General features: G+C 39.8%; 27 protein-coding genes and 1 pseudogene. 19 read left to right on the top strand and 9 right to left on the bottom strand.

Annotation, left to right across the window (positions count from 1 at the left end; translation table 11 throughout):
* The first annotated feature begins 134 nt into the window (after nucleotides 1–134).
* The gene (locus HYD28_11965; GenBank protein QLE09613.1) at nucleotides 135–1,331 is read left to right on the top strand and encodes a tyrosine-type recombinase/integrase; all 1,197 of its coding nucleotides are present in this window, start codon (nucleotides 135–137) and stop codon (nucleotides 1,329–1,331) included.
* Nucleotides 1,332–1,548: 217 nt separating this feature from the next.
* On the opposite strand, the gene HYD28_11960 is transcribed toward HYD28_11965, so the two are convergent.
* Nucleotides 1,549–2,832, bottom strand: coding sequence for a DUF4935 domain-containing protein (locus HYD28_11960; protein QLE09612.1), 1,284 nt, complete (start codon nucleotides 2,830–2,832; stop codon nucleotides 1,549–1,551).
* Nucleotides 2,833–3,134: 302 nt separating this feature from the next.
* On the opposite strand from HYD28_11960, the pseudogene HYD28_11955 reads away from it, so the two are divergent.
* Nucleotides 3,135–3,619 (top strand): annotated as a pseudogene (locus HYD28_11955) (hypothetical protein).
* Nucleotides 3,620–3,731: 112 nt separating this feature from the next.
* On the opposite strand, the gene HYD28_11950 reads toward HYD28_11955, so the two are convergent.
* Nucleotides 3,732–4,106, bottom strand: coding sequence for a S24 family peptidase (locus HYD28_11950; GenBank protein ID QLE09611.1), 375 nt, complete (start codon nucleotides 4,104–4,106; stop codon nucleotides 3,732–3,734).
* A gap of 150 nt (nucleotides 4,107–4,256) precedes the next feature.
* Here HYD28_11950 and HYD28_11945 point away from each other — a divergent pair, with 150 nt between their 5' ends.
* Together HYD28_11945 and HYD28_11940 are read left to right on the top strand one after the other, a co-directional pair.
* Entirely contained in the window at nucleotides 4,257–5,504 is a 1,248-nt protein-coding gene (locus tag HYD28_11945) for a WYL domain-containing protein (GenBank protein ID QLE09610.1), read from the top strand.
* 18 nt (nucleotides 5,505–5,522) lie between these two features.
* A complete protein-coding gene (locus tag HYD28_11940) occupies nucleotides 5,523–6,368 on the top strand; it encodes a hypothetical protein (GenBank protein ID QLE09609.1) in 846 nt (281 codons plus the stop codon).
* Between the two features lie 72 nt (nucleotides 6,369–6,440).
* Here HYD28_11940 and HYD28_11935 read toward each other — a convergent pair whose 3' ends face one another.
* Together HYD28_11935 and HYD28_11930 are read right to left on the bottom strand one after the other, a co-directional pair.
* A complete protein-coding gene (locus HYD28_11935) occupies nucleotides 6,441–7,472 on the bottom strand; it encodes a RelA/SpoT domain-containing protein (protein QLE09608.1) in 1,032 nt (343 codons plus the stop codon).
* A gap of 12 nt (nucleotides 7,473–7,484) precedes the next feature.
* Nucleotides 7,485–8,105 (bottom strand): helix-turn-helix domain-containing protein, encoded by a 621-nt coding sequence (locus HYD28_11930; GenBank protein QLE09607.1) that lies wholly within the window; start codon nucleotides 8,103–8,105, stop codon nucleotides 7,485–7,487.
* Between the two features lie 188 nt (nucleotides 8,106–8,293).
* Here HYD28_11930 and HYD28_11925 point away from each other — a divergent pair, with 188 nt between their 5' ends.
* The 8 genes from HYD28_11925 (at nucleotide 8,294) to HYD28_11890 (ending at nucleotide 14,279) form a co-directional block, all read left to right on the top strand.
* Nucleotides 8,294–8,512: a helix-turn-helix domain-containing protein gene (locus HYD28_11925; protein QLE09606.1), complete on the top strand. Its 219-nt coding sequence runs from the start codon at nucleotides 8,294–8,296 to the stop codon at nucleotides 8,510–8,512.
* Nucleotides 8,509–8,802 (top strand): hypothetical protein, encoded by a 294-nt coding sequence (locus tag HYD28_11920; protein ID QLE09605.1) that lies wholly within the window; start codon nucleotides 8,509–8,511, stop codon nucleotides 8,800–8,802. Before HYD28_11925 ends, HYD28_11920 begins: the two co-directional genes overlap by 4 nt.
* An 11-nt stretch (nucleotides 8,803–8,813) precedes the next feature.
* Complete coding sequence (locus HYD28_11915) at nucleotides 8,814–9,215, top strand: hypothetical protein (protein QLE09604.1); 402 nt, start codon at nucleotides 8,814–8,816, stop codon at nucleotides 9,213–9,215.
* Between the two features lie 9 nt (nucleotides 9,216–9,224).
* Nucleotides 9,225–9,824, top strand: coding sequence for a hypothetical protein (locus HYD28_11910; protein QLE09603.1), 600 nt, complete (start codon nucleotides 9,225–9,227; stop codon nucleotides 9,822–9,824).
* Between the two features lie 31 nt (nucleotides 9,825–9,855).
* Nucleotides 9,856–10,137 carry a hypothetical protein gene (locus HYD28_11905; GenBank protein ID QLE09602.1) on the top strand — a complete coding sequence of 94 codons (282 nt, stop codon included), beginning with the start codon at nucleotides 9,856–9,858 and terminating at the stop codon, nucleotides 10,135–10,137.
* A 2-nt stretch (nucleotides 10,138–10,139) separates the two neighbouring features.
* Nucleotides 10,140–12,569, top strand: a complete 2,430-nt coding sequence (locus tag HYD28_11900) for a replication endonuclease (protein QLE09601.1) — start codon at nucleotides 10,140–10,142, stop codon at nucleotides 12,567–12,569.
* 226 nt (nucleotides 12,570–12,795) lie between these two features.
* Nucleotides 12,796–13,836: a sensor domain-containing diguanylate cyclase gene (locus HYD28_11895; protein ID QLE09600.1), complete on the top strand. Its 1,041-nt coding sequence runs from the start codon at nucleotides 12,796–12,798 to the stop codon at nucleotides 13,834–13,836.
* Between the two features lie 92 nt (nucleotides 13,837–13,928).
* Nucleotides 13,929–14,279 (top strand): hypothetical protein, encoded by a 351-nt coding sequence (locus tag HYD28_11890; protein QLE09599.1) that lies wholly within the window; start codon nucleotides 13,929–13,931, stop codon nucleotides 14,277–14,279.
* On the opposite strand, the gene HYD28_11885 is transcribed toward HYD28_11890, so the two are convergent.
* The 5 genes from HYD28_11885 to HYD28_11865 all read right to left on the bottom strand — a co-directional run bounded on the left by HYD28_11885 (nucleotide 14,276) and on the right by HYD28_11865 (nucleotide 18,864).
* Entirely contained in the window at nucleotides 14,276–14,518 is a 243-nt protein-coding gene (locus HYD28_11885; protein QLE10549.1) for an ogr/Delta-like zinc finger family protein, read from the bottom strand. The two genes, HYD28_11890 and HYD28_11885, sit on opposite strands and share 4 nt — an antisense overlap.
* A gap of 728 nt (nucleotides 14,519–15,246) precedes the next feature.
* Complete coding sequence (locus HYD28_11880) at nucleotides 15,247–15,699, bottom strand: hypothetical protein (GenBank protein QLE09598.1); 453 nt, start codon at nucleotides 15,697–15,699, stop codon at nucleotides 15,247–15,249.
* Nucleotides 15,699–16,025: a hypothetical protein gene (locus tag HYD28_11875; GenBank protein QLE09597.1), complete on the bottom strand. Its 327-nt coding sequence runs from the start codon at nucleotides 16,023–16,025 to the stop codon at nucleotides 15,699–15,701. The genes HYD28_11880 and HYD28_11875 overlap by 1 nt, the downstream gene beginning before the upstream one ends.
* Nucleotides 16,022–17,089, bottom strand: coding sequence for a phage portal protein (locus HYD28_11870; GenBank protein ID QLE09596.1), 1,068 nt, complete (start codon nucleotides 17,087–17,089; stop codon nucleotides 16,022–16,024). Before HYD28_11870 ends, HYD28_11875 begins: the two co-directional genes overlap by 4 nt.
* Nucleotides 17,089–18,864 carry a terminase gene (locus HYD28_11865; protein ID QLE09595.1) on the bottom strand — a complete coding sequence of 592 codons (1,776 nt, stop codon included), beginning with the start codon at nucleotides 18,862–18,864 and terminating at the stop codon, nucleotides 17,089–17,091. Before HYD28_11865 ends, HYD28_11870 begins: the two co-directional genes overlap by 1 nt.
* 195 nt (nucleotides 18,865–19,059) lie before the next feature.
* Between HYD28_11865 and HYD28_11860 the strand changes: the two genes are divergently transcribed.
* The 7 genes from HYD28_11860 to HYD28_11830 all read left to right on the top strand — a co-directional run bounded on the left by HYD28_11860 (nucleotide 19,060) and on the right by HYD28_11830 (nucleotide 24,634).
* On the top strand, nucleotides 19,060–19,962 hold the full coding sequence (locus HYD28_11860) for a GPO family capsid scaffolding protein (GenBank protein QLE09594.1): 903 nt from the start codon (nucleotides 19,060–19,062) through the stop codon (nucleotides 19,960–19,962).
* Between the two features lie 42 nt (nucleotides 19,963–20,004).
* Nucleotides 20,005–21,042: a phage major capsid protein, P2 family gene (locus HYD28_11855; protein QLE09593.1), complete on the top strand. Its 1,038-nt coding sequence runs from the start codon at nucleotides 20,005–20,007 to the stop codon at nucleotides 21,040–21,042.
* Nucleotides 21,043–21,127: 85 nt separating this feature from the next.
* Nucleotides 21,128–21,874, top strand: coding sequence for a terminase (locus tag HYD28_11850; protein ID QLE09592.1), 747 nt, complete (start codon nucleotides 21,128–21,130; stop codon nucleotides 21,872–21,874).
* A gap of 104 nt (nucleotides 21,875–21,978) precedes the next feature.
* On the top strand, nucleotides 21,979–22,416 hold the full coding sequence (locus HYD28_11845) for a head completion/stabilization protein (protein QLE10548.1): 438 nt from the start codon (nucleotides 21,979–21,981) through the stop codon (nucleotides 22,414–22,416).
* The gene (locus tag HYD28_11840; GenBank protein ID QLE09591.1) at nucleotides 22,413–22,886 is read left to right on the top strand and encodes a phage tail protein; all 474 of its coding nucleotides are present in this window, start codon (nucleotides 22,413–22,415) and stop codon (nucleotides 22,884–22,886) included. The genes HYD28_11845 and HYD28_11840 overlap by 4 nt, the downstream gene beginning before the upstream one ends.
* The gene (locus HYD28_11835) at nucleotides 22,879–23,511 is read left to right on the top strand and encodes a virion morphogenesis protein (protein QLE09590.1); all 633 of its coding nucleotides are present in this window, start codon (nucleotides 22,879–22,881) and stop codon (nucleotides 23,509–23,511) included. Before HYD28_11840 ends, HYD28_11835 begins: the two co-directional genes overlap by 8 nt.
* Before the next feature lie 22 nt (nucleotides 23,512–23,533).
* Nucleotides 23,534–24,634 (top strand): DUF2586 family protein, encoded by a 1,101-nt coding sequence (locus HYD28_11830; GenBank protein QLE09589.1) that lies wholly within the window; start codon nucleotides 23,534–23,536, stop codon nucleotides 24,632–24,634.
* Nucleotides 24,635–24,647: the final 13 nt, after the last annotated feature.

Raw genomic sequence — 24,647 nt, 5'->3', positions numbered from 1 at the left:
TATCCTAAGCCTTTAAATTCAATGCGTTTGGGCTTGTTTTTAGTTCTTCTAGTTACTTCGTGTTTCTTGCAATGATCTCAAGGTGTGTATAGTATCGTGTATAAATTTTTTTGTAAGTGTGTATAAAAAATTAAATGCCGTTAAGCGATACCAAACTCCGAAATTTGTTAGGCAAGAACCAAGAGCCCTGCACATTATCGCACAGAGATAGCCTTAGTGTAAGGATATCAGCAAAAGGAACGATTACTTGGCAATATCGTTGCCGAGTCGATTGCAAACAAGTGATCATCACACTTGGTCGTTATCCTGGCCTTTCTATTAAAGAAGCTCAATCGTACATACCACAGTTTCAAAACTGGCTTAGTCAAAAGAAAGATCCTCGCATTGAATTAAAGCTAATGCGTAACAATGCAAAGGGCTTACCCACAATCACTGAAGTTGCTCATGAATGGGTATTAACTCGCGTGCCAGACCTTAAAGAGAAAACCCAAACACTTTACAAAAACCATGTAAAAAAATGGGTGACTCCTTACTTAAACGATAGAGCCTTACCCGTCGACAATATGACTATTCATGACTGGGTAAAGTACTTTGATATGGTTAAGCGTGATGGCAGTGCTAAAACCGCCGGCACAATTTTAACCCGTATAAAATCAATATTAGGCTGGGCTGAAAAACGTGGTTTAGTAAAACCTTTTAATCCGGTGTTAAATCTAAACGTAAGTGATGTAGGTGAGCATGCGAGTGTAGGCCAACGAGTTTTACAGCTAGATGAAATAGCTAAACTTTGGTTGCAGATTGAATCTACCAGAGCAACATTAGCAACCAAGTCTTGTTTGCAGCTTATATTCATAACTGGCGCTCGTCAGTCTGAGGTTCGTTTAGCTAAGTGGGAGCATTTTGACTTTGAGAATGATGTTTGGACTGTACCACCGGAAAACTCAAAAACAAATAAAACGATAAGGCGCCCAATCTCTAGCTTGATGAAAGAAATCCTGAATAGGCTTGTATCTGTTTACGGAAACTTTGAATACATAATACCAGGCAGCAACCCACGTAAGCCGATGACAACACATAGCATTAACCGTTATTGTGGCCGTGTTTGGGAGCAGCTATTTGAAAAATACAATATGCCAAAATTCATACCTCATGATGCACGAAGATCATTATCTACATTATTAAGTGAGCATGGTGTAGCACCTCATGTAACAGAAAAGATGCTCGGACATACAATGCGCGGTGTTATGGCGGTCTACAACAAACATGACTGGATGAAAGAACAGAGAGAAGGCTATGAGCTTTATTGCAATTTAATATTTAACTCAAATTGATTTATTTAAGAATTAGCTTAAATCAACTTTCAACTGTCTGTTGTAAATTTAAAGAGGATTATCGGTAAAATTTTTAACCTAAACGATTTATATCCGAAGGTCACCTTTATACCAATAATAGGTTCAAGTGTTGCCGAATTAAGAGGCTAAAAAGTTGGTTATGATATTGAGCTAAGAGAATATTCAACTGTTTTGTCCGTTTAATGACCTGTGCTATTTATGGTAAACTTTTTGCCAAATATTCTAGATCATCAACTACACTTTCCAACCCCAATGGGTTTGTAGGATGAGAATACATATCAAAAGAAGTGTTTTCACGATTCTCTAAAATTTCATTCGGTAGACGAGATTCCATTTCACTACGGATCATGATTGCGTCAATTTTAAAATTTGAGTTGTAATAATTCATAAGCTTAGCTGTAGGATCTCTATCAACTCGATTATACTTATGCCAAATTTTATCCCGATTTTCCTCAGTCGCTGTTCTCATTTCTTGCATTTGTTGCTCTATCACGCGATCCCTTTCTATTTTATTTGCAATTAGAGCTGAACGAAGTTTTTCAACGATTAGCAAAGCTCTTTCAGCTAACTCTGAGTTTGAATGGAGTGATTGTTTAGTTTTAAATTTAACACTGTCTTCAGATGATTTGACTGCTTTAACGACTTCATCTTCAGCATTAAAAAGCTCTAGTAAACTTGAAAGACTTATAATATGAAATGATTTACCTTCTGATTTTTCTCTATATTCATCAACCAATTCAAATCTTGGGTATAGTGGTTTCTTCCCACTTTGATGCCACCAATCTGGTTTTTCGTCACCAGAAATAAATACTAAATGCTTTTTCTTTTCAGCAGCTAGCAATAGGATCTCATGCCAAATAAGAAGGTCGCCAGCTTGGTTTTCATCTTTAGTTTTATCTTTATAACCAGGAGGTATGTTTAAATCATTTCTTCGTTTTAAATCTTTTTCTATTTCTTGAATATTAAGCAGTTCATCGGATAGAACCCTGCCACCCAATATTTCATGGTACATATCACTTACAGGGTCGTTCCATCCCCATGATTTTATTACCTTGAGGGTTTTCTTGATTTCACCTTGATAAGCTTTAATTGCTTCACGAACATTCTTTTCCTGCTCTTCTAGAGATTTATACTCTTCAAGTTCACCTAATAAAGGATGGGAGCCTACGTACTGAAAGCTTTGGTTCATTTTTTTGGATAAGGTTTCGTTCATGTCAGCTATTTTTATAGCTCGATTATCTAAAAATTCTCTTACTGTCTGAGCAGGTAGAAATACTCTGTCTGCATGAGAAAGTGATTTATAAACTTCTTTAATTGCATTTAAGCTTTTTACCCCTGTTGTATATGGTAATAATAGAACATTGGCGTCTAACACAAAAATACACTCATCTTTAATAGACTCTAAAGGCTCCAGCTTGAAAAAAAACGTATCTGAAGGGTTGGGGAATATTTTTCTTTTGTTGAACTGAAGATTTGACAATTATTAGTACCCAATAAATTTAACAATTTAATAGCAAGCTTATCACACGTATTTCTGCCAACCGCACGCTAATTTTTCTACACCATATAGTTTTAACAAATAACCCTAGGTATTGTCATCAGAAAGATCTCTAAAATTTTGGATAAGTTTAATAGAGTAATATAAGTGTACTATTTATTTTTAATAATGCTGGTAATGAGTTAGCAAGTTTGCTAAGAATAAATAATTCAAAAAGTGAGCGGTTGCACTGTAGAAAGCGAGGTTCGCTCTTTGTAAATATTTCTAATACCTTAAGGAGCTACATGAGCATTTGGAAAGAGTTATACGAAATCTTTGATAAAGAAAGAGCTAGGTGGCACTCTCAGAATGCAGGCAGGCAATCATTGATATTTGAGATTGAGAGCAATTTGGCTTTCCTTGCAGACGCGATTCAGAATAAGCTTAGTCCTATTCAAATAGCGAATGGTTTAGAGCGGACTGTTTTTGATAGGTCGATGGAACGTGGCCTTTCGTTTAACTCTATTTCTAAATATAAAAAAGTAACAATCAACACTATTGCTGGTATAGACGAGTTTAAAAAATACATAGGAAAAGATACAGAATATTTAGTTAAAAATGCTTATTTGAAAATTGGTTCATTAATTAAGTTAGTAAATCTAACAGCGCTAAAAAATCTGATCTTAAGTTCAAATCATTGTTCAGATTTTTAATGCTCTTGGTTGCACACATAAAAGGGCAGCAATTAACAAGACGCTCAAATAAGCACGCAGCAAGCCGTGCCTCTTAACTTAAAGTTTATGTCCAGGCAAAATACAAGTTCTACGTGAAAGGCTAAAATCTATACCTAAGTGCAGGGGGGCGCTATAGATGTTTACAGAGGAACTTTACAGTAAGAAAATCTAACACCCAAACTCTAAAACATTAGTAGTTCTGTGCATTCTGATTGATTGTGTAACGACACCCTCAACATTGTATTGGTCAAACCCAGTTAATTTGTATGGCTTATTAGCTGGGTTTGCCGACAACAAAAGGTTATTAATTAAGTCGGCTATCTTACAAACAAACTGACCGTTTAAGCATGCAACTATTACATCGTTCTGTTGCACATCTTTAGACCTATCAATAATTAACAAATCACCATCATAGATACCCACACCTTCCATACTACGGCCGCTTGCGCGGCCGATAAAAGTTGAGTCCTTCAAAAAGCTCATATCTAACGTTTTAGAAAGCTCTTTAAATTTAGGCCCAACATTCACATTTTCGATAATCATAATAAGTACCGGATACAAAGTATTCTTAAGATTATAGCTGGTTACTGTGTTTTTATACAGTACGTTAATTTCCTTTGACTGTATAAATCCCCAGCTTGTTGAAATATGAACAAAAACTTAATCTATAGTATTAATCAAAAGGGAATTGATATGGATTACACCTACTTTAAAAACGCTAGCGGCTCTTATGCTGCCAAACGCTTACCTACACCAAAAAATGCCAGAATAAAAATAAAAGATGTAAGTGACTTAGATGAGCTAAAAGAAGAGTTGCGAGAAGAAAAGCCAAATACAGAGCAAGACTTTAAAACAATTTACGATTACATATTTGATGAAGAGTACTGCTATGAAGTAGATGTTGAAAGTTTTGAAAAAGCAATGTGTGCCAACCGACAAAAGCTACTTAGCTCCGATACGTGGATAAAAAAGTATTGGCATGATCTACATACATTTATAGGTGACTTTGATGTTGGTGAGCCTGAAATCAATGAAGAACCGCAAGTAGTTGAAGATGATTTTGCTAATACATTGAGAAAAGCAGGTGTTGTTAAACAAGTTCCTCTTATAGAGTATGAGAATTGGGAGATAGCTTTAAACTATGAAAAGTTGCCAGAAATCAAGGAGCGCTGTAAAGCTATAGGCATAAAGCTCACTAAAAAAAATAAAGGTGCGCTTATACATGAATTAATTAAATATGAAGAAGAGCATCCCAATACATTAGTTCAACCCAAACTTATTAAAGCGCTACCTATTTTTGAAGAAAAAATAAAATCTTTATATGTTCTTTATTTAAACGAAATTGAATCCGCACTAAATGAATTTGACTACCCAAAGCCATTTAAAATAGCTGTTTGGGAAGAAGCAACCGTTAATGCCGAAGGAGAGTTACAAGCTCTGTTACAGCAGAAGTTAAATACCTTAGTACCTCCCAAAACACGAACGATTGTTGAAGAGAAGTCACTAAATCGACAAGAACCAGCAAAGCCCAATCTTTCCACTATTTCTGAAAGCGTTAGCCAAAATAGAGAGCCTCAAGTAACAATAAAGTTTAGCTATGAAAATGCAATGGCGGAAAAATCAACAAGACAAGTAGATATCTATGAATTTGAAAATGATGACTTATCGTTCACGGGCTTTTGTCATAAAGCTGGTGATGAAAGAACATTTAATCTGTCCCGTGTGAGCGGGTTGATCAAATACATAAATGGTGATGATGAACAGGTAATAACAAAAAATGCTCTCATTAAAAACTTACAATCAAATTTTAGTTCTACATCAAAAACGAAAAGTATAAATGAACCTATAAAAAACAATGCGACAGGGTGCTTTGTTGTTAGTGTCGCTCTTTTCAGTACTTTGCTTGCTTTACCAATTGGGCTTGTCACTATTTTCATATAACTAGGAGTAAAAGAAAAAGTGGAAAACAAAACTTTGTGGAAAAGTAAGCTGTTATGGAGTGCTATAATTATCGGAGTAGGCATAGCAGTTGGAAGCTCAATAGTAATAATGAACTCTACTGATAACCTTGTATGGTGTGAAAACTCTGCCTGTTTTTCATCGTTTTTAGAGCTTTTTGATTTTCCTTTAAAGGCGCTATCAGCAACTCTTTTTGTTGCTGGCTTCATTGCTGTGATCCATAGAAGTGAACAGACTTACCATCAAATAGAAATTGCTCGGGAGCAAAATACGTTCGCAAATTATTATGAACATAAGAAAAAATTTATAGAGATGCTCTCCCAGTTTGCGGAAGAACATGATGTAGAAATTAAAGGAAAATCAAAGCTGTATAAAGAGCTATTTCCTTTTAATAATCACAAAGAGTTAGAGTTAGTCTCTAAAGGAGAGCAGGGCGGCAGCTCATCTCTTTATTATTTTATAGATAGATACAATGTATATTTAAGTGACCTCAAGCTACTTTTCAAAAAAAAACCAGCAGGAGGTGAAATGAAGCTTAATTCAACTTTTTGCAACCTATTAGATAGCTTTTTAATTCTGGCATCACAAATTGGGGTTGTTCCAAAGAGTACGTTTCAAATTGACGATACTTATAAAACACAAGTTAAAAATAATAGAGAACTCCCTAAGGACTTTAATAATTTTATATTTGTTGTCGGAGAGATGCTTGAAGAATTAGCTTTTTTTAGTTTCACTAACGAAAACGCAAAAAACATAAAACCCGTTTCGATTAGTGAATATAGCAGAGAACTTAACCTTTTAGTCGAAAACTTAAAAGAAAATCCATATGAAGGATTTATTGGTTGATTATCATTCATATATTGACAGTTAATTAAGCCCGTATCAATGGGCTTATTTTAAAACGAAAGCTGAGCGATTTTATCGAGTAGGCTTGTATGTACTACCTACCATCGCTGCAGCCTGAGCCTGCTTAAGAAACTCAGTAAGAATATTATCTTCTATTGCTACATAACTGTCGTCTCTGTACAGCTCTGCTCCAGCCGCTCCAAGAGATCTAGATAAGTGCTGATGAGCTAGTTCAGATTCCAAGTCATGTACTAACCCAGTTACTTCATTTGAGTTAGATTCTTGCTTAAGCCTTTCCAATAGATTTTTAATTTTTTCTTGATGTATTCTCTTTTCTTCTTCAAGAATTTGTAATTCAGATTGGTTTTTGCTGATCATTGTGCTCAAAGCTTTTACAAAAGAACCCATTTCATCAGCGCTTCCTGCTAATCTATTAAAAATATCTAAGAAAGCGGCAATATTTTTATTGTCTGAAAAATTTGGATAACGAATTTTATGATCTATTTCACTCCAACCTTCTTCGAAAATAGTGCGAATTTGTACTTCGGTGAAAACCTTAGATTTATAAGGATTAGTTGAGAATACGAAGTGTATAGAACGATAACCAGCTTTATGTTCTTTAACTTTCCAAGTGCCAATATCTTCATAACCCTCTTCATTATCACCTTTTCGAATATATGCCGTTACCGGCTCCGCTTTTTCCCATGTACTTTCTAATGAGGTTATTATATCCACGCAGTCCTGTTTAAATAAATGTAGCGCACGAATCCCAATCAGATCAGTTACCATTTCAAAATAGTTTTCTACGGAAATGTTTAGATAATCTTTATTATAAGAACCTGAAAACTTGGTAGTTTTTCGTACTATTTTCTCCATTAAATGCTCAGGATCTTTAATTCTCCATCTAACAGAGTGAACCTTATCAAAACGCTGAATAGTTTTTGCGTATGATTCAGCAAGATCATCAAGTCTACTCATCTCTGATTGATGTTTGGCCCCAATACTTTGTATAAGCACCCAATCAAGCTCACATTTTTTGAAATCCTCCTTATTAATGTTGTTTCTTGATAGGAATTCATTTAACTCCATTTCTTGAATTTTCATATCATTTCCTATTTAAAGTGACTTACCCGTAAATATTACTTTTCCTACCAACGTGCAATTACCATTGATGGGGATGAGTTGTTCTGGCCAGTTGGGGTTGGCGGCTTTGAGGAACTTTTGGTTACCTTCTATGATCAGCTGTTTGAAAGTGGCTTGGTTGTCGTCATCTAAACGGGCTACGACATACGAACCGTGGATGCACTCAGCTTCTGGGTCAACAAAGATGAGATCACCATCGTTAAACTTGGGTTCCATGCTTATACCTTGCACTTTTAACACGAAAGTCAGGTCACTGCAGTTTACAGGGCACATGTATCTATCAGCATCATAAGCTTTAATTTCGCTAATCTCTGACCAAGCGCCAGCTTGAACCCAACTAATTAGCGGTGCTGTAGCTCGTGTTAAAGGTCCTGCAGTTACATTATCGTTTCCACTCTCACCAACCCCAAAGCGTAAATACTCTGGTGTGCACTGTAGAGCGCGTGCTAATGCTTCAATGTTACGTGGATTTTTAGTGTCACCCTTTTCTAGTTTTTGTATTGAGTTTTGAGCGACACCTACCAACTCAGCAAGTTGATACTGAGTTAGATTTAATTTCTTCCTTAATTTTTTAACACGTTCTGCAATATCCATATCATCTCCAAAAGTTGTTAAATATAAACACTTTATATGTTCGTAAGTAACAATAATAACTTTAAGTTGTTTTATTGCAAATCGCTATTTTTGGTTTACCTTCGCTAAATACAACATTTAGTGGTTTACAAACCAGTTAAAGTGATCTTAATATATATAAAAGTGGTCATGAGTAGTTGGAGATTTAAATGTCAGCCATTGAAAAAGCGGTGAGTCTTATAGGTGGACAAACAAAGCTTGCAGGTATCTTAGGAACTAAACAATCAGTTGTATTTCACTGGGTGCATCGCCATGGTCAAGCCCCAGCTAAATACATTCCACGAATTTCTGAACTAACAAACGGCGAAGTATCGGTAAACGATTTACTGGCCGATCATCAAAAATGTAATAAGGAGAGTGCCGCATGAATACTGAGCAAGAAATCGTGAATTTAAACGTGCACCCAGATGCAAAGGCCATGTTGTTCGCTCTGCTTCAAGAGAACTTAGCCTTGCGTGAACAAGTAAAAGAGTTGGATGAAAAACTAGTCGATTCTAAAGAAGCTATGCAGTTGCTTGGTTGTGGTCGTAAAAAGTTTTGGGAGCTATCAAAGGTTGAAGGGTTCCCGCTGCCAGTCCAGTTCGGAAAATCAAACTACTACCGTGTTCAAGATTTAGTGAAGTTTAGAAACCAGTACCAACAAAACGTAAATAGCTAGGAGCATTGATCATGGCAAATTCTTTAGCACAGAGTGATGAAAAAAATGCAGTTCAACTTGAAGTTGTTGAAGGGCGAAAATTACCAAAGGGCCTTACTGAAATTAAAGCATTGATGGGTGATACAAAGCGTACACCTGGTTACCTATTTGATGCAGTTCTGACAGAACAACAGCGAAAGATTGTTTGTTTTGCTGCAGGGCTTAAACAACGTCACGTAAAAATGAGTTTTTACAAGTTCGATTTTCAAGAACGCAAAGCCGTACATAAAGCGATTTTAAATCTACAAAGTATTGTTGCCACGTTTGATGATGCAAATGTGTTGATGCCTGAAAAGTTTGAACGTACTCAGCCTAAGTTTGAAGTAGTTCCGCACTTGGTTACTGAGCAACAAACTAACACTCAAACACATTAAGGATTGATCATGACGCCAGATCAGCTAATCAATCAAGATAGCGGTAATGTTGAATATTACACGCCAGATGAAGTGTTAGAACGTGTTCACTTAATGTTTCCAGTAATTGATTTAGACCCTGCAAGTAATGAAATTGCTAATCAGTCAGTGAAAGCTAAGCGATTTTTCACCAAAGAAGATGACGCTTTATCGTTAGACTGGATTGCTGAAACTATTTGGCTTAACCACCCATTCAATAAAGGTGAACTAGCTTGCAAGCCTAAGTGTGTTAAGAAAATATGCAATGATCCTACCTACCATAAGTATCGAGGTCATTGTATTACCGAAGATATTGCAAGCAATGGTGATTGGGTTGATTACTATTTAAATCAGTTTGCTTTAGGCAACTTTAAAGAAGCGATGAATATAACTTTTGTTAATAGCTCAGAAGCATGGTGCCAAAAGTTATTAAATGCGGGCGTTAGCTGCTTTATTGATGGCCGAACTCACTTTAAAGACCCGCAAGGCAATGTGAAGAAAGGCGCAACAAAGGGCTGCTTCATTACCTACCTAGGCCACCGAGCCGAAGAATTTAAATCAATCTTTTCCACACTTGGCGTTGTGAAATAACAACGATCAAAACCCCAAAGGACGACTAAAAATGACCACTATCAAAGACCGAGATCCATCTAAAAATCAGCGTTTAGTAGACAACATCGTATTACATGCCATTGACCAAGTTAATTTTACAGTTAGGAACTTAGGTAAGCGTCCAACGTTTGCCATGTTGATGGAATGCGAAAACTGCCTTACTGACTTTATGCCAGTGATTAAGTTGATTGTTGATGACTACCCTGAGTATGCACATGTTTACGACAAAATGGCGAGCGTACTAGAGGCGGTTCAAGTTCATGACGATCTAAGCTTGATTGAGTTTGCATAGCAATGCTAAAAAATCAACTTCTTGATTTAGAAACCCTTAGACTATCGAGCATAGCTAAGGGTTTAATTTCTTCTATTAGTGATATCGACAACCACAACTATTTAGCGCGTGGCTTACAAAATGTGCCTGTGCCATTACAAAGCCGACTAGCACGTAAATACATTGACCGATATAACCAAAAGAAAGCGGGGAGTGAGTACCGGGCTAATAAATGGTTGCGCCGCACTATAAACAGATTAAAGCCACGCTTTGGCGTGTTGTTCAGTATTACTCAAAATATGCCATTACCTTGGCATATTTTGAGTAGTGTTGAGAAAACAAAAAAGCATGCCGGTGATTTGGCAATTGAGTGTGTGCAAATTGCTATTGATGTAAGTGAAGAACACCAAACACTGGGTTATGAGCAAATACTCAGGTTTACCTATGAAGCCGTGGCAGAAAATGCAAAAGCGATTGGTGTAAACGTGCCATTTTATGCCATGCGTGATGATGACTTACCCAGTGAATGTTTTGAAATTGCCTTACTTAAAATGCAGTGTGATAAGTGGTGGGCTCGTCAATTAAAAACTCTACGCCGACAATTTATAGAGCTATTAGAAATAGCCACAGGGCAGGTGGGTAAAGACCTTTACCACGACAAGAAAAACAACAAGTTTAAACGCCGTGGTATTAGCCCGTACTCATCTAAGCAAGCGCAACGTGAATTTAGCTTTGCACAAGCAAGCGGGCGTCAGTTTCTTGAAATGATGGAGTTGCAGAGTAGTGACGGAGATGTAATTGACCTAATTGAAGCGGTTAAAAGTGGGATTGCAAACCCAGCGAACCGCCGTAATGAATTAATGTTGCGTATTCGTGAGACTGAAGAGCTCGCTGACGAAATGGGTTATGTAGGCGTATTTTATACAATTACTTGTCCTGCAAAGTACCATGCAAATTCAGCCCATTGGCAGGGCACAACCCCCAAAGATGCACAAAGCTATTTGACTCGTACCTGGGCAAGAGCCCGTTCTAAATTGAACCGCCGTGACCTTAAATACTTTGGTGTACGTGTAGTTGAACCCCATGCAGATGGTTGCCCGCATTGGCACATGATGCTTTTCATGCCTAAAAACAAAGTACAAGAAATCAATGCAATTTTACGTTGGTACTTTATTCAAGAAGATAAAACCGAGCTCTATAACCGTTACGGCCCTGAGTTAACCCGAGCCAAAGTATTTAATAAATGGGTGAATGTAGATAAAGAGGGCACTCACCTGAAGTTTGTTGAAGCGTGTGTTCCTTATCGTGCTAATACAGAGAAAGCCCGTTTATTTAAGATTTATAAGCAAAAGCGCCAAGAGTGGGGCTTTAAAAAAAGCCAAGGCAAAAAGGCCAAAGAGCCAAGCAAGTTTTATCGCACTTTTTCCCCGCGTTTTGATGCTGTGATCATGGATAAAAACAAGGGTAGTGCTGCAAGCTATATTGCTAAGTACATCAGTAAAAACATTGATGGTTATGGTGTCACTGATCATGAAGACGCTGAAACGGGTGAAAGCTTAACAAGCCAGGTTAACCCTGTTTTAGCCTGGGCAAGTACGTGGAATATCCGCCAGTTTCAGTTTCAAGGGTCGCCTAGTGTTACGGTTTATCGAGAGCTACGCCGTATGCGTAAAGCACTTGATGATGACGAGTTTGAGCCAATACGCCAAGCAGCTGATGCAGCAAACTGGAAAGAATACGTAAAGCTGCAGGGTGGTATGTGTATTGGCCGCTATGCAAACTTTAAAACCCATTACGAAGAAACCCCACAAGGTAATGACTACGCAGAATTGGTGAAACGCATCAAAGGCGTTTACCGCACTATAAACAATAACCAGTTAATAACTCGATTAGTCGAGTGGACCAGGCAACTCAAAGGTACAGCAGAGAAAACCGCAGCTAAGGGCAACACCAACGTCGGCGCAGCCGACCTATCTTGGACTAGTGGTAATAACTGTACGCCCATAGCCACGGGCTCTAGGGATGAGTTATTACTTGATATGGTAGGCTATGACAAAAAAGAGATTGATCAGGTTAAAAAGGATCTAATTTCGGGCAAAAGGATCAGGCGTAACGACCAAATTTACCAAATAAGGGATGGTCAGTTGCAGGTTCTGGACGAAGCAGCCCAACAAAAACATGAAAAACGACTCGCTATTGAATATCGAGCGAAAACACTCGCCCAAAAATCGGGTAGTTGGCATGTAACCGATACACATAGACAACAAGCAAAAGAGTTAATAGAGCTTGCATACACATTTGCCGAGAATGATGGACGTGATTCATTGATTGCAACAAAGCATGATAAAGGACTTACTACAATAGGGGATTGGGATTTAGCTGTATTAGTTGATGAAGGACAAGTGTCAGCAAATAACGAGAACGATTGGTGGCGATTACAGTTAATGGATTAATTGAATAAGCATTCATTAAATCTGATAGAAAATAGCTTTTGATGTCAAAAGTGGACCTTCAGGATAAAGTCGTTTACTTAATGAACTGAAGCCTATCTTTGGAGCTATAGTATATTTGAATGCTAATTCGACTTTGGGCTTTCAGGAATTATTTATATTATTTTAAATTACGTGTGGTAAGTTCTATATTTAAGAAGAGTACTATTGTTAGCTGTAAGGATTGCTCTTGGATAATAAAGATAAAATCTTAGTAAATTCCAATTTAATTAGGCGGCATTCATCAATGAAAGTTGATCTTAGTGCACCAGTTCAAGTGTTTATGTGGCAAGTTTTGCAGGATTCACTTGAAACTTTGGATGTAAGTCGTATTTCAGTTTGGTTATTAAAATCTGAACCTAATAATATTTTAGAGTGCGTTGCAAATACAGACTGGGGAGTCAATGATACTCCTAACGAACTACCACATTTAACTAAGAGTGATTACCCGCGCTATTTCGAAGCAATAGAGTTCGGAACCCCTATTGTAGCCAATAATGCGCTCACTGATCATAGAACAATCGACTTCACCGAAACATATTTAAAAATAGAAAATATCAAGTCTATGCTAGATACAATTATCTTTAGTGAGGGTAGTCCAATTGGAGTTGTTTGTTTTGAACAAAAAGTCAATTTCAGAGAGTGGAATAGCTATGAGGTTTATTTTGCTGAGCTGATCGCAGATTGTTGCACTTATCGGTTTATGGCCCAAAAACAAGCTAAGTTAGAAGAAAGGCTCGTTAACCTAGTGTTTCACGATGAGTTAACTGGTGTTTATAACCGTCGATATTTTTTTGACACTATTGAGAAGACTATAAGTCTCCATGAACGCAAAAACTTGCCTATAACTATTGGTTTTATTGATTTCGATAATTTTAAATCAATAAATGATACGTATGGACACCAAGCGGGCGATAAAGTATTGAAAAGTTTCACCAAAATAGCGCAGACAACCCTCCGACGAGAAGATTTAATTTTTCGCTTCGGGGGTGAAGAGTTTCTTGTGGTGTTTCAAGGCGTAGGCCTTATGGGTGCTAATAATGCTTTAGTTAGGTTGCAGAGTGCAGTAAAGAATATATTGATTAATCATGGCATTAAAGCTTTGAATTTCACATTTAGTGCAGGTTTGGTTGAATTAGACAAAAGAACATCTATCAAAGATGTGATAAAACAAGCTGATAAACAGCTATATAAAGCGAAAGAAGAAGGTAAAAATCGCGTTGAGTATTAGGTAATAAACTATCTTGCGTTGCTGAGTCTTGTGGGATAATCTCTACTTACGAGGATTGTTTTATAATACTACTATAGGCTAAATGTACTACTATGCTAATTGAATGGATTTCTTTAGTTTCAGCGGGTTCTCTTTTGGGTTTATTTTCTGGCATCGCTACATTTCTTTTAATCTACCTTTCCTCGATCATTTTCTTTCGTAAACCAGATGGTGACTTTATAGCCATACTTTCCATGGTAATTGTGATTATTATGCTATTAGGCTACTACGGGTTTAGTTTTCAGACGTTTATAGAGGCTTCACAACCAAGAGGTAGACTCGTACATGGGGTTGCTTTGGAATCAAATGCTTTCGTTGTTTCAAATATACTTTTTTTGTTATTGGCTTATTTTGGTATCTACTTAAGTCGTTCTATTTTTTATAAAAAGTTATTCGGTTTTTAGAACCCCATCAAACTTAGCTGCTCTTCTTTTGGTAGTTTATTTATTAATGATGCTGCAAGTTGCGCAGTTGTTTGGCGTGGTGGGTTTAAGTAATGTTTAAATGCTAATGTACTAACAAACGTTGCCCCACAGTTTTTAACATCAGTACATGATATATAGAGATCAGCTACATGGGTTGATTGATTTTCTCTTGATGAAATAGTCGCTTTACTTCCACAGTTCGGACACGTTACCCGCATAGCCACACCAATATAAATTAACAAAACAATAACTGTGATTATATACAGTGTTTGTTTGTCTGACAAATAACCATCCTACTGCTAGCATAGAACTCAAAGGCTGAAAAATTCACTCCTCCTCGCCTTCCGCTTTCGTGCAAAAAGTGCGTCAAATTGACAATCTTTTTGACAAGGAATCATTTCCTAGAGCTCGTAAAAAAAGGATCTGAGAGCTTCTTCAAAAAGATCTGAATGTCAAAATATGACAAGTTTTGACAAAAAATGACAATAAAATATTTAAAAAAGGAACAACTGTCTTGGAATTTTTTAGAGTTTCTGATACATTCCAAAAATAAACTTAAAGGATGGGTTTATGGTTTAGAGTTAAGGGAATAAGATGAACGAATTTGATATATTTATTAAAAATATTATCCTCCAATGCATTGAAGATAAAGGTAGTTGTTCTTACATAGAAGAACAAGACCGCCATCTCGTCTTCAACATTAACTTTGAAAATCAACACCATGTTGTGTCACGTCAGCAATTTAAAATATTCTATCCAGTAAGATATTCGATCGAGTCCTCAATTAAGTACCAGGTAGAAATTCTAAGATACTTAGACTCTAAAGACGAACAACCTACTTTTATTAGTAACATCGTTGAAGTTCTGAAATCAGAAATAGAATCTTTTTTGCATAGTACCAAGCCGAAAGGCAAATATTTTATTTGTTGACTCAAAGCGCTAGCTCCTAACTAGCGCTTTTTTTATTGTCTCTGCTTCGCCAAAATGCCCTAAACAACCGCATTAACCCAAGCGTTGAAACGGCAATCCCCACAATCACAAACTCAAAGTACCAGGGCGCACCTTTATAGCCCATCGCTTTCCAGCCTTCAGCCATGTACGGCTGCATAGCAGGTATAAAGTGACAGATGAACAACCCCAAAAAGAATAAAATAATCACTTCATCCATTATGGTTTTGTCGCGGTTCTTAAGAACAAGTAAGTCATAGTCAGCGTCGTTTTGCTCTGCTTGCATACAGCGCTTTGCCTTTCCTTCAAACTGAGCAATTTTAAAATTGTTTTCAGCACGCGCTACATCAGCGGCCATTTCAGCGGCAATGCGTTTACGCTCTACATAGCCGCCGGTTAAGTCGGCAATTGGGTCTGTAATAAATGAAATGAGTGTTTTTAACCAGCCCATTATTTGATCCCCCTAATTAATTTAATAAAGGCTTTCGGGTCTTTACTGAATGACTTGATCACTTTGTCGAGCCCTTCTAATAAGTGTGGGGCGGCGTAGGCTGTTACACCAATGACACCCGTTTTTAAACTTTCATCAAAACCACGCCACTCGCAAAACATCGCGGCTAAATAGGCCGCAAAAATCGCAATCAGCACGCTCATTAAGTAATGAAAAAACGTAAATTGTTTTTTGCTTAAATACATTTGAATAGTGGCTGCTAAAAAACTCAACATAAGTAATTGCCCCCATTGTTTAATAAATTCTGAAATATCTATCCAGCTCATGCGCTTTCCTTAACAGTCGGGTTTAAGTCTGAATACTCAGGCTCTTTAAATTGAATGTGCTGTGCAGCGGGTAAGTAGTTGTTAATACCCAGTACGTCTTGTTGAAGTGGCACCACTTCGTTGTTGTAATAAGCGCGAGTGATCTTGTCTAAATCACCAAAGCCCGGGCTATCACCTGACGATTGGCCGCTAAGTGCTTCTTGTGCACGGTGCATGCTGAGCATGTCGTTTAAGGTTATTTTTTTAATGCGTTCAAATTCGTCTTTGGTGGATATATCACCGACAGGTGTTATCTTTATCGCCTTTTCGGCATCGGTTTTCTGACTACGGAAGTTAAGAAACATACTTCTAAAGTTGCCCACACCTTTACTATCTTGGATGGCTTTCTTAAGTGCATTTTCATCTTCTTGGCTTAAGTTCGGATCTGCCATGGAGAAGATAAAGCCCATGTGTGCACCGTTCTTGTAATAACGGCGGCGAAATAGTGTGGCATCTTCATTGAGTAACGCCGACTGAATACCGCCATAGTATTGCGGTATGCCATAAATACCCTGGGCTGGGTCATATTCTTTTACGTGAATCACTTCACCAGATTTAAAATAAATAGGCTGGTGAGTGCGGTTACTCAGTTGGGCATACACACCGCGCGTATTGGTATAACGCATAGTAAGTGCAGGTAAATGACGCAGTTTAATGATTTGCCCAAACGCATTACGAATAATCTGTAAATAGGCGTTACCACTCCACAACAAATCAAATGCGAATTTGCTAAGTGCTTGATGGCTCAAAAGCGGGTTTGGTTTATACCACTTTAAGATCATGTTGCGCTTAAAGTAGAGTATTGGCCCGTGCTGGGCATTAACACGTAAAAGCTTCACTAAACCTTGCAAGCTAATAGGCGGTGCATAAACGCCGTTGCTGTCACTAAATACACCAATGTAATCGGTTAGCCGGTTGTCTAAGCACGGCTCAGGATCACCAAAACTAAATGTATCGGTTACGGCTGTTCGTTGGTTGTAGTTCGGCATTTGGCCGTTACTCACTTGTAATCGTGGTTTACTCATTAAGCTGCAATTCCTACAGAGGTTTGGCGGCTGTGGGCATTGCCGTCCAATGGTTCAAATTTCATAGCATGCATAATTGCCCAAGCAATATCGGCATGGCCTGTGGTGGCTGTGCGGTTTGTGGCGTAGGTGATTTGGTCGCCAGAGACTTTACGACGAATATTAATAAACGAGCTGGCAATGTTTACTGCGTCTTCATCGAACTCAAAACGGCGGTTTTTAATGACGTTAATAGCCTTAATAACCAGTTGGTTTTTAATTATTGGGTTGTAATGAATAGGCTCAGCGTTAGGGAAAAACTTAGTGATCATTTCCCACACGCCATAACCAATGCCGGTGGTATCAACGCCAATATGTTGCACGTTGTATTTTTCGGTAAGCAGTTTTATTTCTGCGGCCATGGCTTCAAAGTCATTACCGCTTAAATCAATTGCTTCAAGCAGACGGAACTTTTCACCTGGTTTCATCGGGCAGCTTAATACGGCAACACTGGCTTTATCACCAAAGCGGGCAGGGTCAAAACCAATGACAACTGGTTTTAAGGCAAACGGGCGTTCCCATTCTAAATTAAAGTCATCCCATTTGGTTGAGTCACCAACACAGGCCATGATTTGGTTAAGATTAAAGGCGCTGTGTGCATCATCAATAAACTTACACATAAACAAGTTATTAAACTCGTCAGTGCTGTATTCATTTTCAAGGACGTCAATATCAATGCGGTCAAAGCCTGAATTAACCACATCATGCACGGTGAGCATTTGGCGCCATATACCGTCATCACACAACATGCCATCTTTCAGCGCTGTGTGGCTTACATCAATTTCAAACTCAGGATCATTACAGGCTTTGGTTTTGCGATACCACTTACCATTCCAATGATCATACGCTTCATGGCTGGTAACTGAAGGCGTACTAAAATAGGTAATACGCAAATGCTTATGCGTTGCCATTGCTTGTGCAAGGCCGCGTAATGTTTTGTATTTAGGTATCCAAAACACTTCATCTATGTATAAGTCGCCGCTTTCCGATTGGGCCGTTCGTGCGTTGGTCGATTTGAAAATAAGCTTAACCGTTTTACCACCTTTAAGGTTTAACACCATGGGTGAGCCGGTTAATTCAATATCAAAGTGTTCACGCACTAGCGCGACAATATTGGCTTTAAATACTTCGGCTTGGTCGCGGCTCGCTGATATAAAAATCTTGTTCCGGCCGTTTACCACTGCATCGTAGAATGCTTCAAATGCAAAGTAGAACGTTGCCCCAATTTGACGCGGCTTTAAGATAAACCGGCTACGATAGTCTTGGTTGTCGAACCAATGTTTTTGGTGTGGGTAAAGTAACTTGTCTTTAAGCTCGTTGAGCATATCAACGGTAATGCCGGAGCAATCGTTTTTCTTTTTCTTCTTCGATTTTTTATTGTTGCCGTTATTACCTTGATGACTAGGTGAGTCATCATTGCTGGCACGTTGTTTAGGTGCAGGGGCAAGTTTACTTTTATTCAGTGCGCAAAGCTGACGGGTACAAAAGTCGAGCTCTTTGTAATCCGCATCGGTTTTATTTTCTTTGTCGGCCAATAAATTAATGCGCTTACTATATGCCATTTCAGCATTGTAACTTGGGCACATATCTTCCCATTTACCAGCTTCAGCCCAGCGGCGAACACTACGCGCACTTGGCATGTCATCCAGCTCGGCAATTTCATCCACCGTGTAGCCTTCAACCACATACAAGTCTTGTGCTTTTTTGCGTATTTCTGGTCCGTAGTTCGCCTTCATAATGCACCGCGTTTATTAATCTATAGCGGGAGTGTATTCGTAATAAAGCGCGTGATCTGTCAGATAAAAACCTATGCATTCCTAAAAGCTAAATATAGGAATTTCAAAAAGTTAAATCGTTGGAAAGGAGCAAAAAGAGGGTGCAAACTGCAAGCAACTTTAAAGCAAAACGCTCAACCAACAAAGGTTTTATTTATGCCAGGTCAACTACGTACAAAACCACTTTCCATTGCTGCGGTAGGCATGACTGTCGATGGTCGTGAAATCACTGAGCAAGACGTAGCCGACATTGTAGAAACCTACAACCCGCGTAAATATGGCGCACGCATTAACCTTGATCATGAACGTGATTGGTCGGGCTGGGCGGCTAAAAATTTACACAATGTTGATATACCCGGCATGTTGGGTGATGTACTGAGCGTTGAAGCCCGCGAAAACGAAGAAGGTGTGGTGTGCTTATATGCAGTGTTGGCACCTAATCAAAGCTTTGTTGAGCTAAACAAAGCTGACCAAGCTGTGTACTTCAGCATTGAAATAAACCGTGACTTTATGGGCTCGGGTAAAACCTACCTTACAGGCCTTGCGGTAACCGATTACCCAGCGAGCTGCTACACAGACCGTATTAATTTCAGTAGTAAGAGTAGGCCAGACGACAAGGACGTTGCCTTATTAACAGTCGAATTAGGGGCATGTGATCCCGTCGATGATGACCCCCCTAAAAAACCCTTTTTTAAACGACTATTTTCATTCAATCAGGAAGAACCGGACATGAACGAAACACAATTAGCCAATGCACTAAAAGATGCACTGGGCACACCACTTGCCGAATTCAGCCAAAAGCTAGACGGCCTAACCGAAAAGCTTGATTCATTCTCAACAACCAAAGTGGAAGGTGAAGAATCACCGCCAGCGGATGAACAAAACTCAGGTGATGACACTGTGTTAAGCCAAGTTCAAGACGAACTATCAAGCACAAAAAAAGCGCTTGAAGAATTAACGGCTAAGTTCGAACAAGCAACAAATTCCCCTGCGGATGATACCACCAACGCCGACGATGAACCGGAAGGCGACGACGGTAAATACAGCACTTTGCTGTAATCACACGCACTTAATCTAAATTAGCTAAACGCAGGAAAGAACATGAAGACAAGAACAAAAGAGTTATTTGTAGCCATCATGGCAGGCATGGCCGTTAACTATGGTGTGACTTCAATGTCAGAGCAATTTAACGTAGAGCCTACTGTAGAGCAGCGACTTTACGACGCGGTGTATGAGTCGGCTGAATTTTTACAGATGATCAATACCGCGCCGGTTGATGACCTAGTAGGCCAATCGGTGATCATGAGTGTTGACGGCGGGGTGACTGGTCGTGCAGGCGTTGAAACTGACGACAACAAAGAACGTAAAACCCGTGATGTATCGAAACTAGATAAACGTGAATTCCGTTGTTACCCAACAGAATGTGACATTCATATCACCTGGGTAAAAATGGATCAGTGGTCGAAGTTCCCTGATTTCCACGAACGCTACCGTAACCATGTTCGCCAAGCGATTGCACTGGATATTATCAAAATTGGTTGGAACGGCACACATGCCGCCGATACGACAGACATTGTTGCATACCCAATGATGAATGATGTCAACATCGGTTGGTTGCAGTTACTACGTCGTGATGCACCGGAGCGTGTTGTTACTGAAGGTCTGACGCCTACCCAGATCCGTATTGGTGCAGGCGGCGACTATGAAAACCTAGATCAAGCAGTGCATGACGCATTGCAAGGTATTCCAGAGCATAAACGCGCCAACATGGTGGCGATTATCGGTGATGAACTTCTCGCACACGATAAAAATAAGCTTTACGCCAAGCAAGCGCATACACCAAGTGAAAAAACCAAGATTGAGCTTCAACAGGTCATTGAAACCTATGGTGGCCTGGCAAGCTATAAAATCCCATTTTTCCCAGCTCGCGGCATTTTAGTCACCAGCTTTGACAATTTAAGTCATTACGTTCAGACAGGCTCAACCCGTACAAGCGTTGAAAATAACGCGAAGAAAAAACGTATTGAAGACTACCTATCACGTAACGACTGTTACTACGTCGAAGACCTAGAAAAAGCGATTTACTTTGAATCAGCCAATGTGAAGTTGCCAAATCAAGCGGGCGATGACTGGGTGTAATTAACTAACAGCAGCAACCATTGCCGCCCTTATTTCCTAAAGTTTCGGGGGCGGCTTTTTTAACCAACTAGTAGAGTGTTTTTAAATGAGCTTAGTTAAAAAATCATTAGCCAAAACAGCAAGCGTTGTACCGCCTAGCACTGAAACACATGCGCCAACAGCAGCGATTGACGTCGTTCAAGCTAACGCGCCAGTAACCGAGAACGAGCAAAAAGAGTACCCGTTTTTTGTAGCGGCCATCGAGTCTGACTTAGCTCAACTAAAAACATTTACCGATATTGCAGATAAAGCCAGTTATAAGTCTGAAGCGTTAAAGCGTAACGATTACCTTGGCTACATCAAGCGTTATCGTTTAAGCGGTCAAAACCATCACAACACAGTATTAGCATGGGTGTTTATTTGGCTTGTAGATCTCAAGCGTTGGGATGACGTGCTAGAGCTACTGCCTTTGATGGTCGAGCAAAAGCAGCCATTACCAACGGTGTTTAATACCAAGCATTGGCCTGCATTTGTTATCGATCAGCTTTATGACGATGCCAACTATTACCTTTCGCAATCTGAACAAACGGGCCTATTCACCATTAGTTTTGTACTGCATCGCTTAATTACCACAGTTAAAAACCAAGATTGGACCGGTTTAGAAGTGGTAGGCGGCAAGCTTTACGCAATGGCGGCTAAAGTCGATGCATCACTTCATAACTACGGCTTTGCAGCGGCGTTCGCAGAGCAAGCATTAGCTATTAACGAGGGGGCAGGTGTGAAAGGTTTGCTAAAAGACCTGCAAAAGTTACTAAAACAAAGCGAGCCAGAACAAGCGGTTGACGCTGACTAGCTCCAACGCCGGTGGGCAACTTAGCACAGCGTTCGCATTGTTTGCTTAACGTATGTGACTAAGTGGCGCCCACACCCAATTTAATTGTTAAGTAAAGGTGTGTGATGAATTTAAGCGGTATGCCACAAGCGGATTTACAAAGCGTCAATGTTGATGTGCCAGGTAATGGTTATTACCCCGCATTAAGCACGGCACACTTTATTGAACATTATGCAGTTGCCAGTGAGTACGCGAACAAAAGTGATTTACTCGTTGAAAAGATCACACGCGCACAAGCTGAGATTAACCAAGAGCTTGAAGGTGTGCAGCTTACTTATGGTGAGCCATTGAATGCGCAACAAGTGATTTTTTATCACGATGCGGTGTACAGCAAAGCTAAAGCAAGCTTGCTGGTTTCAAAACTGGGCAGTACGCACCGTGATAGTGCTACAGCACAAAGCCAATCTGCCATTGATAATCATGAGCATTGGCAACGTGAAAGCGTCAACGCACTGCGTTTATTGCAATCACTGAGCGTCAATTTATCGGTTGAGCTGCTATGAGCCAAAGCAAAATAGCCAAGCTTAAGCAGCACTTAGTGGGGGCGGTCTACCAAGGCCATAAACTCGCGCTAGAAACGCAATTTGATTGTTGGATTGAGGGCGGGCGAATTGAGCCAAGCAGTAAAACAGTCAATGGCAACGGGTTATTAGCAGCACGCTTTTATTATTCAGGGGTTATTAGCATAAACCCGTGTGCAGCACCGGCAGCATTGATTTGTGCGTTTGCATCGTTTTGGTTGCAAAACAATGGCGGGCGTTTTGATAGCACAGACATTGAATTTAGTGCAGATGTTAACGACGACAACAGTAATGAAGTTGAGTTAACGATTGACCAGCTTTGTGAAGATATTGCGCTAATTCAAACAGACAACGGCCCGTTTGAATTAAACGGCATTCGTTATGACTTTGGCGAGCAAAGCTTGTGGATAGCTGAAGCGTTCACATTGCATGGGGAAGTTAGCAGTGCTTAACGTCAAATTTGACGAAGGCCAGAGCAAAGAGCAGTTAGCGTTTTTACAGCTGAAGCCAAACAAACGGCGCAACTTGTTACGGGGTGCAATACGCGCTGCGAACCGGAGCAGCAAAGGGCGAATAACCCAACAAAAAGATTTAACGGGCAAAACGTGGAAAGGCAGAGCAAACGGTAAAAAGAAAAAAATGCTCACCAAGCTAAAGAGTCGAATGAAAGTGCGGTATGGGCCAAATAACGCCAGCGTTTTTTTTAAAGATACCCGCACAGGCAAAATAGCCAGGGCGCAGCAAGAAGGGATAAGCATAACTGCAGAAGCCCACAAAAATAACGGTGAGCAGCGTAAGGAAGGATTGGCAACACGCAATCAAGCCAGAGCATTAATTGCAGCCGGTTACAAAATACCGCGTGGTAAGGGCAAAGGGGCTAAACGCGCAAGCATTAAATGGATAACAGAACACCTAAGTAAAAACCAAGCAGGATTTTTACTCAGAGATTTAAAGGGCAACTCAAGTAAGAGTACCTGGCAAATTGATTTGCCTGCCCGCTCTTTCTTAGGGCAAACCGCCTCTGAACAAAAAGAGCAACAGAGTTTTATTTTAAACAAAGCTATGCAGGTGGCGTAGCGCAAGCAAATAAGGAACGACCATGGCACAAGGTAATGTATCCGTTGCAGCCATTCAATCAGGCAGTGGCGCTACAAAACAGGTTGAACGTAGTGTCTTAATTATCGGCCAAGCAGCCGACAATCTAGGCGTTATCCAACCGATTAATGCACAAACAGACTTCGATGCAATGTTAGGTGATGCAGACTCACCGTTAAAAACCCAACTTAAAGCATGGCAACGTAATGGCGATGATCTTGTTACCGGCTACGCGATTGCACATGCAGTGGGTGATGATGTCATGACGTTGATTGATAAAGCGATGGATCAAGGTGTAAGCCCTGAAACAATCGTGATTTGTACGCCAGTGACGGGTAAAGCCGAAGTAGAAAGTTACCAGGCAAAAGCACAAGAAGTACTATCGCGTTTTGCGCGTCGCGTGCGTTTTTTGGTCGCTGCACCCGGTTTAACCGAAGGTCAAAACTGGGCCGATTTAGTGACCGCATTGCAACCTTTGGTTGAAGGTGTGGTAGCGGATCGTGTGGCGGTTATTCCGCTTTTATTTGGTGACGAACTGGGCGCCGTTACGGGTCGATTATGCAAAAGCTCAGTCACGATTGCTGACAGCCCAATGCGTGTTTTAACTGGTGCCATGTCATTAATGCCATTGCCCGTAGATGCCACAGACAACCCATTGACGAATGCAACCACGGCGGCACTGGATGCCTTACGTTTAAGTTGTACGCAGTTTTATCCCGACTTCGATGGGGTTTATTTCGGTGACGTCAATATGTTGGATGCTGAAGGCGGCGATTTTCAGCAAATTGAAATAGGCCGAATTGTTGATAAAGCGGCGCGTGATGTTCGCATTATTGCCATTCAACAAATCAAGAACCGACGTTTGAATAACAGTGCCAGTGGCATTGAATTTGGCAAACGTGTCATGGGTAAACCACTGCGTGATATGAGCAAGTCAATCAACATTGGTGCCGATAAGTTCCCTGGTCTGATTGATGCGCCAACGGATGACAGTATTAATCTCACGTTCTTAGACTCACGCACGTTGCAAGTCGTGCTGAAAGTGAAGCCGATTGATTCACCAAACACGATTGTGGTTGGGATCATGTTAGACCGCGACGAATAGGAGCAACGCAGTT

Origin of the sequence: Pseudoalteromonas shioyasakiensis, from assembly GCA_013391845.1 — a bacterium.
GTDB classification, from domain to species: Bacteria; Pseudomonadota; Gammaproteobacteria; order Enterobacterales; family Alteromonadaceae; genus Pseudoalteromonas; species Pseudoalteromonas apostichopi.
The sequence above is the reverse complement of the archived record's forward strand: the minus strand, read 5'-3'. Positions and strand labels throughout refer to the sequence as shown.

Coding starts and splice junctions, on each gene's coding strand:
- HYD28_11930 (QLE09607.1), bottom strand. CDS start 8,105: ATGGATATTGCAGAACGTGTTAAAAAATTAAGGAAGAAATTAAATCTA.
- HYD28_11925 (QLE09606.1), top strand. CDS start 8,294: ATGTCAGCCATTGAAAAAGCGGTGAGTCTTATAGGTGGACAAACAAAG.
- HYD28_11945 (QLE09610.1), top strand. CDS start 4,257: ATGGATTACACCTACTTTAAAAACGCTAGCGGCTCTTATGCTGCCAAA.
- HYD28_11935 (QLE09608.1), bottom strand. CDS start 7,472: ATGAAAATTCAAGAAATGGAGTTAAATGAATTCCTATCAAGAAACAAC.
- HYD28_11900 (QLE09601.1), top strand. CDS start 10,140: ATGCTAAAAAATCAACTTCTTGATTTAGAAACCCTTAGACTATCGAGC.
- HYD28_11870 (QLE09596.1), bottom strand. CDS start 17,089: ATGAGTAAACCACGATTACAAGTGAGTAACGGCCAAATGCCGAACTAC.
- HYD28_11965 (QLE09613.1), top strand. CDS start 135: ATGCCGTTAAGCGATACCAAACTCCGAAATTTGTTAGGCAAGAACCAA.
- HYD28_11860 (QLE09594.1), top strand. CDS start 19,060: ATGCCAGGTCAACTACGTACAAAACCACTTTCCATTGCTGCGGTAGGC.
- HYD28_11950 (QLE09611.1), bottom strand. CDS start 4,106: ATGATTATCGAAAATGTGAATGTTGGGCCTAAATTTAAAGAGCTTTCT.
- HYD28_11830 (QLE09589.1), top strand. CDS start 23,534: ATGGCACAAGGTAATGTATCCGTTGCAGCCATTCAATCAGGCAGTGGC.
- HYD28_11920 (QLE09605.1), top strand. CDS start 8,509: ATGAATACTGAGCAAGAAATCGTGAATTTAAACGTGCACCCAGATGCA.
- HYD28_11840 (QLE09591.1), top strand. CDS start 22,413: ATGAGCCAAAGCAAAATAGCCAAGCTTAAGCAGCACTTAGTGGGGGCG.
- HYD28_11880 (QLE09598.1), bottom strand. CDS start 15,699: ATGGGCTGGTTAAAAACACTCATTTCATTTATTACAGACCCAATTGCC.
- HYD28_11905 (QLE09602.1), top strand. CDS start 9,856: ATGACCACTATCAAAGACCGAGATCCATCTAAAAATCAGCGTTTAGTA.
- HYD28_11875 (QLE09597.1), bottom strand. CDS start 16,025: ATGAGCTGGATAGATATTTCAGAATTTATTAAACAATGGGGGCAATTA.
- HYD28_11865 (QLE09595.1), bottom strand. CDS start 18,864: ATGAAGGCGAACTACGGACCAGAAATACGCAAAAAAGCACAAGACTTG.
- HYD28_11850 (QLE09592.1), top strand. CDS start 21,128: ATGAGCTTAGTTAAAAAATCATTAGCCAAAACAGCAAGCGTTGTACCG.
- HYD28_11915 (QLE09604.1), top strand. CDS start 8,814: ATGGCAAATTCTTTAGCACAGAGTGATGAAAAAAATGCAGTTCAACTT.
- HYD28_11885 (QLE10549.1), bottom strand. CDS start 14,518: ATGCGGGTAACGTGTCCGAACTGTGGAAGTAAAGCGACTATTTCATCA.
- HYD28_11855 (QLE09593.1), top strand. CDS start 20,005: ATGAAGACAAGAACAAAAGAGTTATTTGTAGCCATCATGGCAGGCATG.
- HYD28_11890 (QLE09599.1), top strand. CDS start 13,929: ATGCTAATTGAATGGATTTCTTTAGTTTCAGCGGGTTCTCTTTTGGGT.
- HYD28_11910 (QLE09603.1), top strand. CDS start 9,225: ATGACGCCAGATCAGCTAATCAATCAAGATAGCGGTAATGTTGAATAT.
- HYD28_11845 (QLE10548.1), top strand. CDS start 21,979: ATGAATTTAAGCGGTATGCCACAAGCGGATTTACAAAGCGTCAATGTT.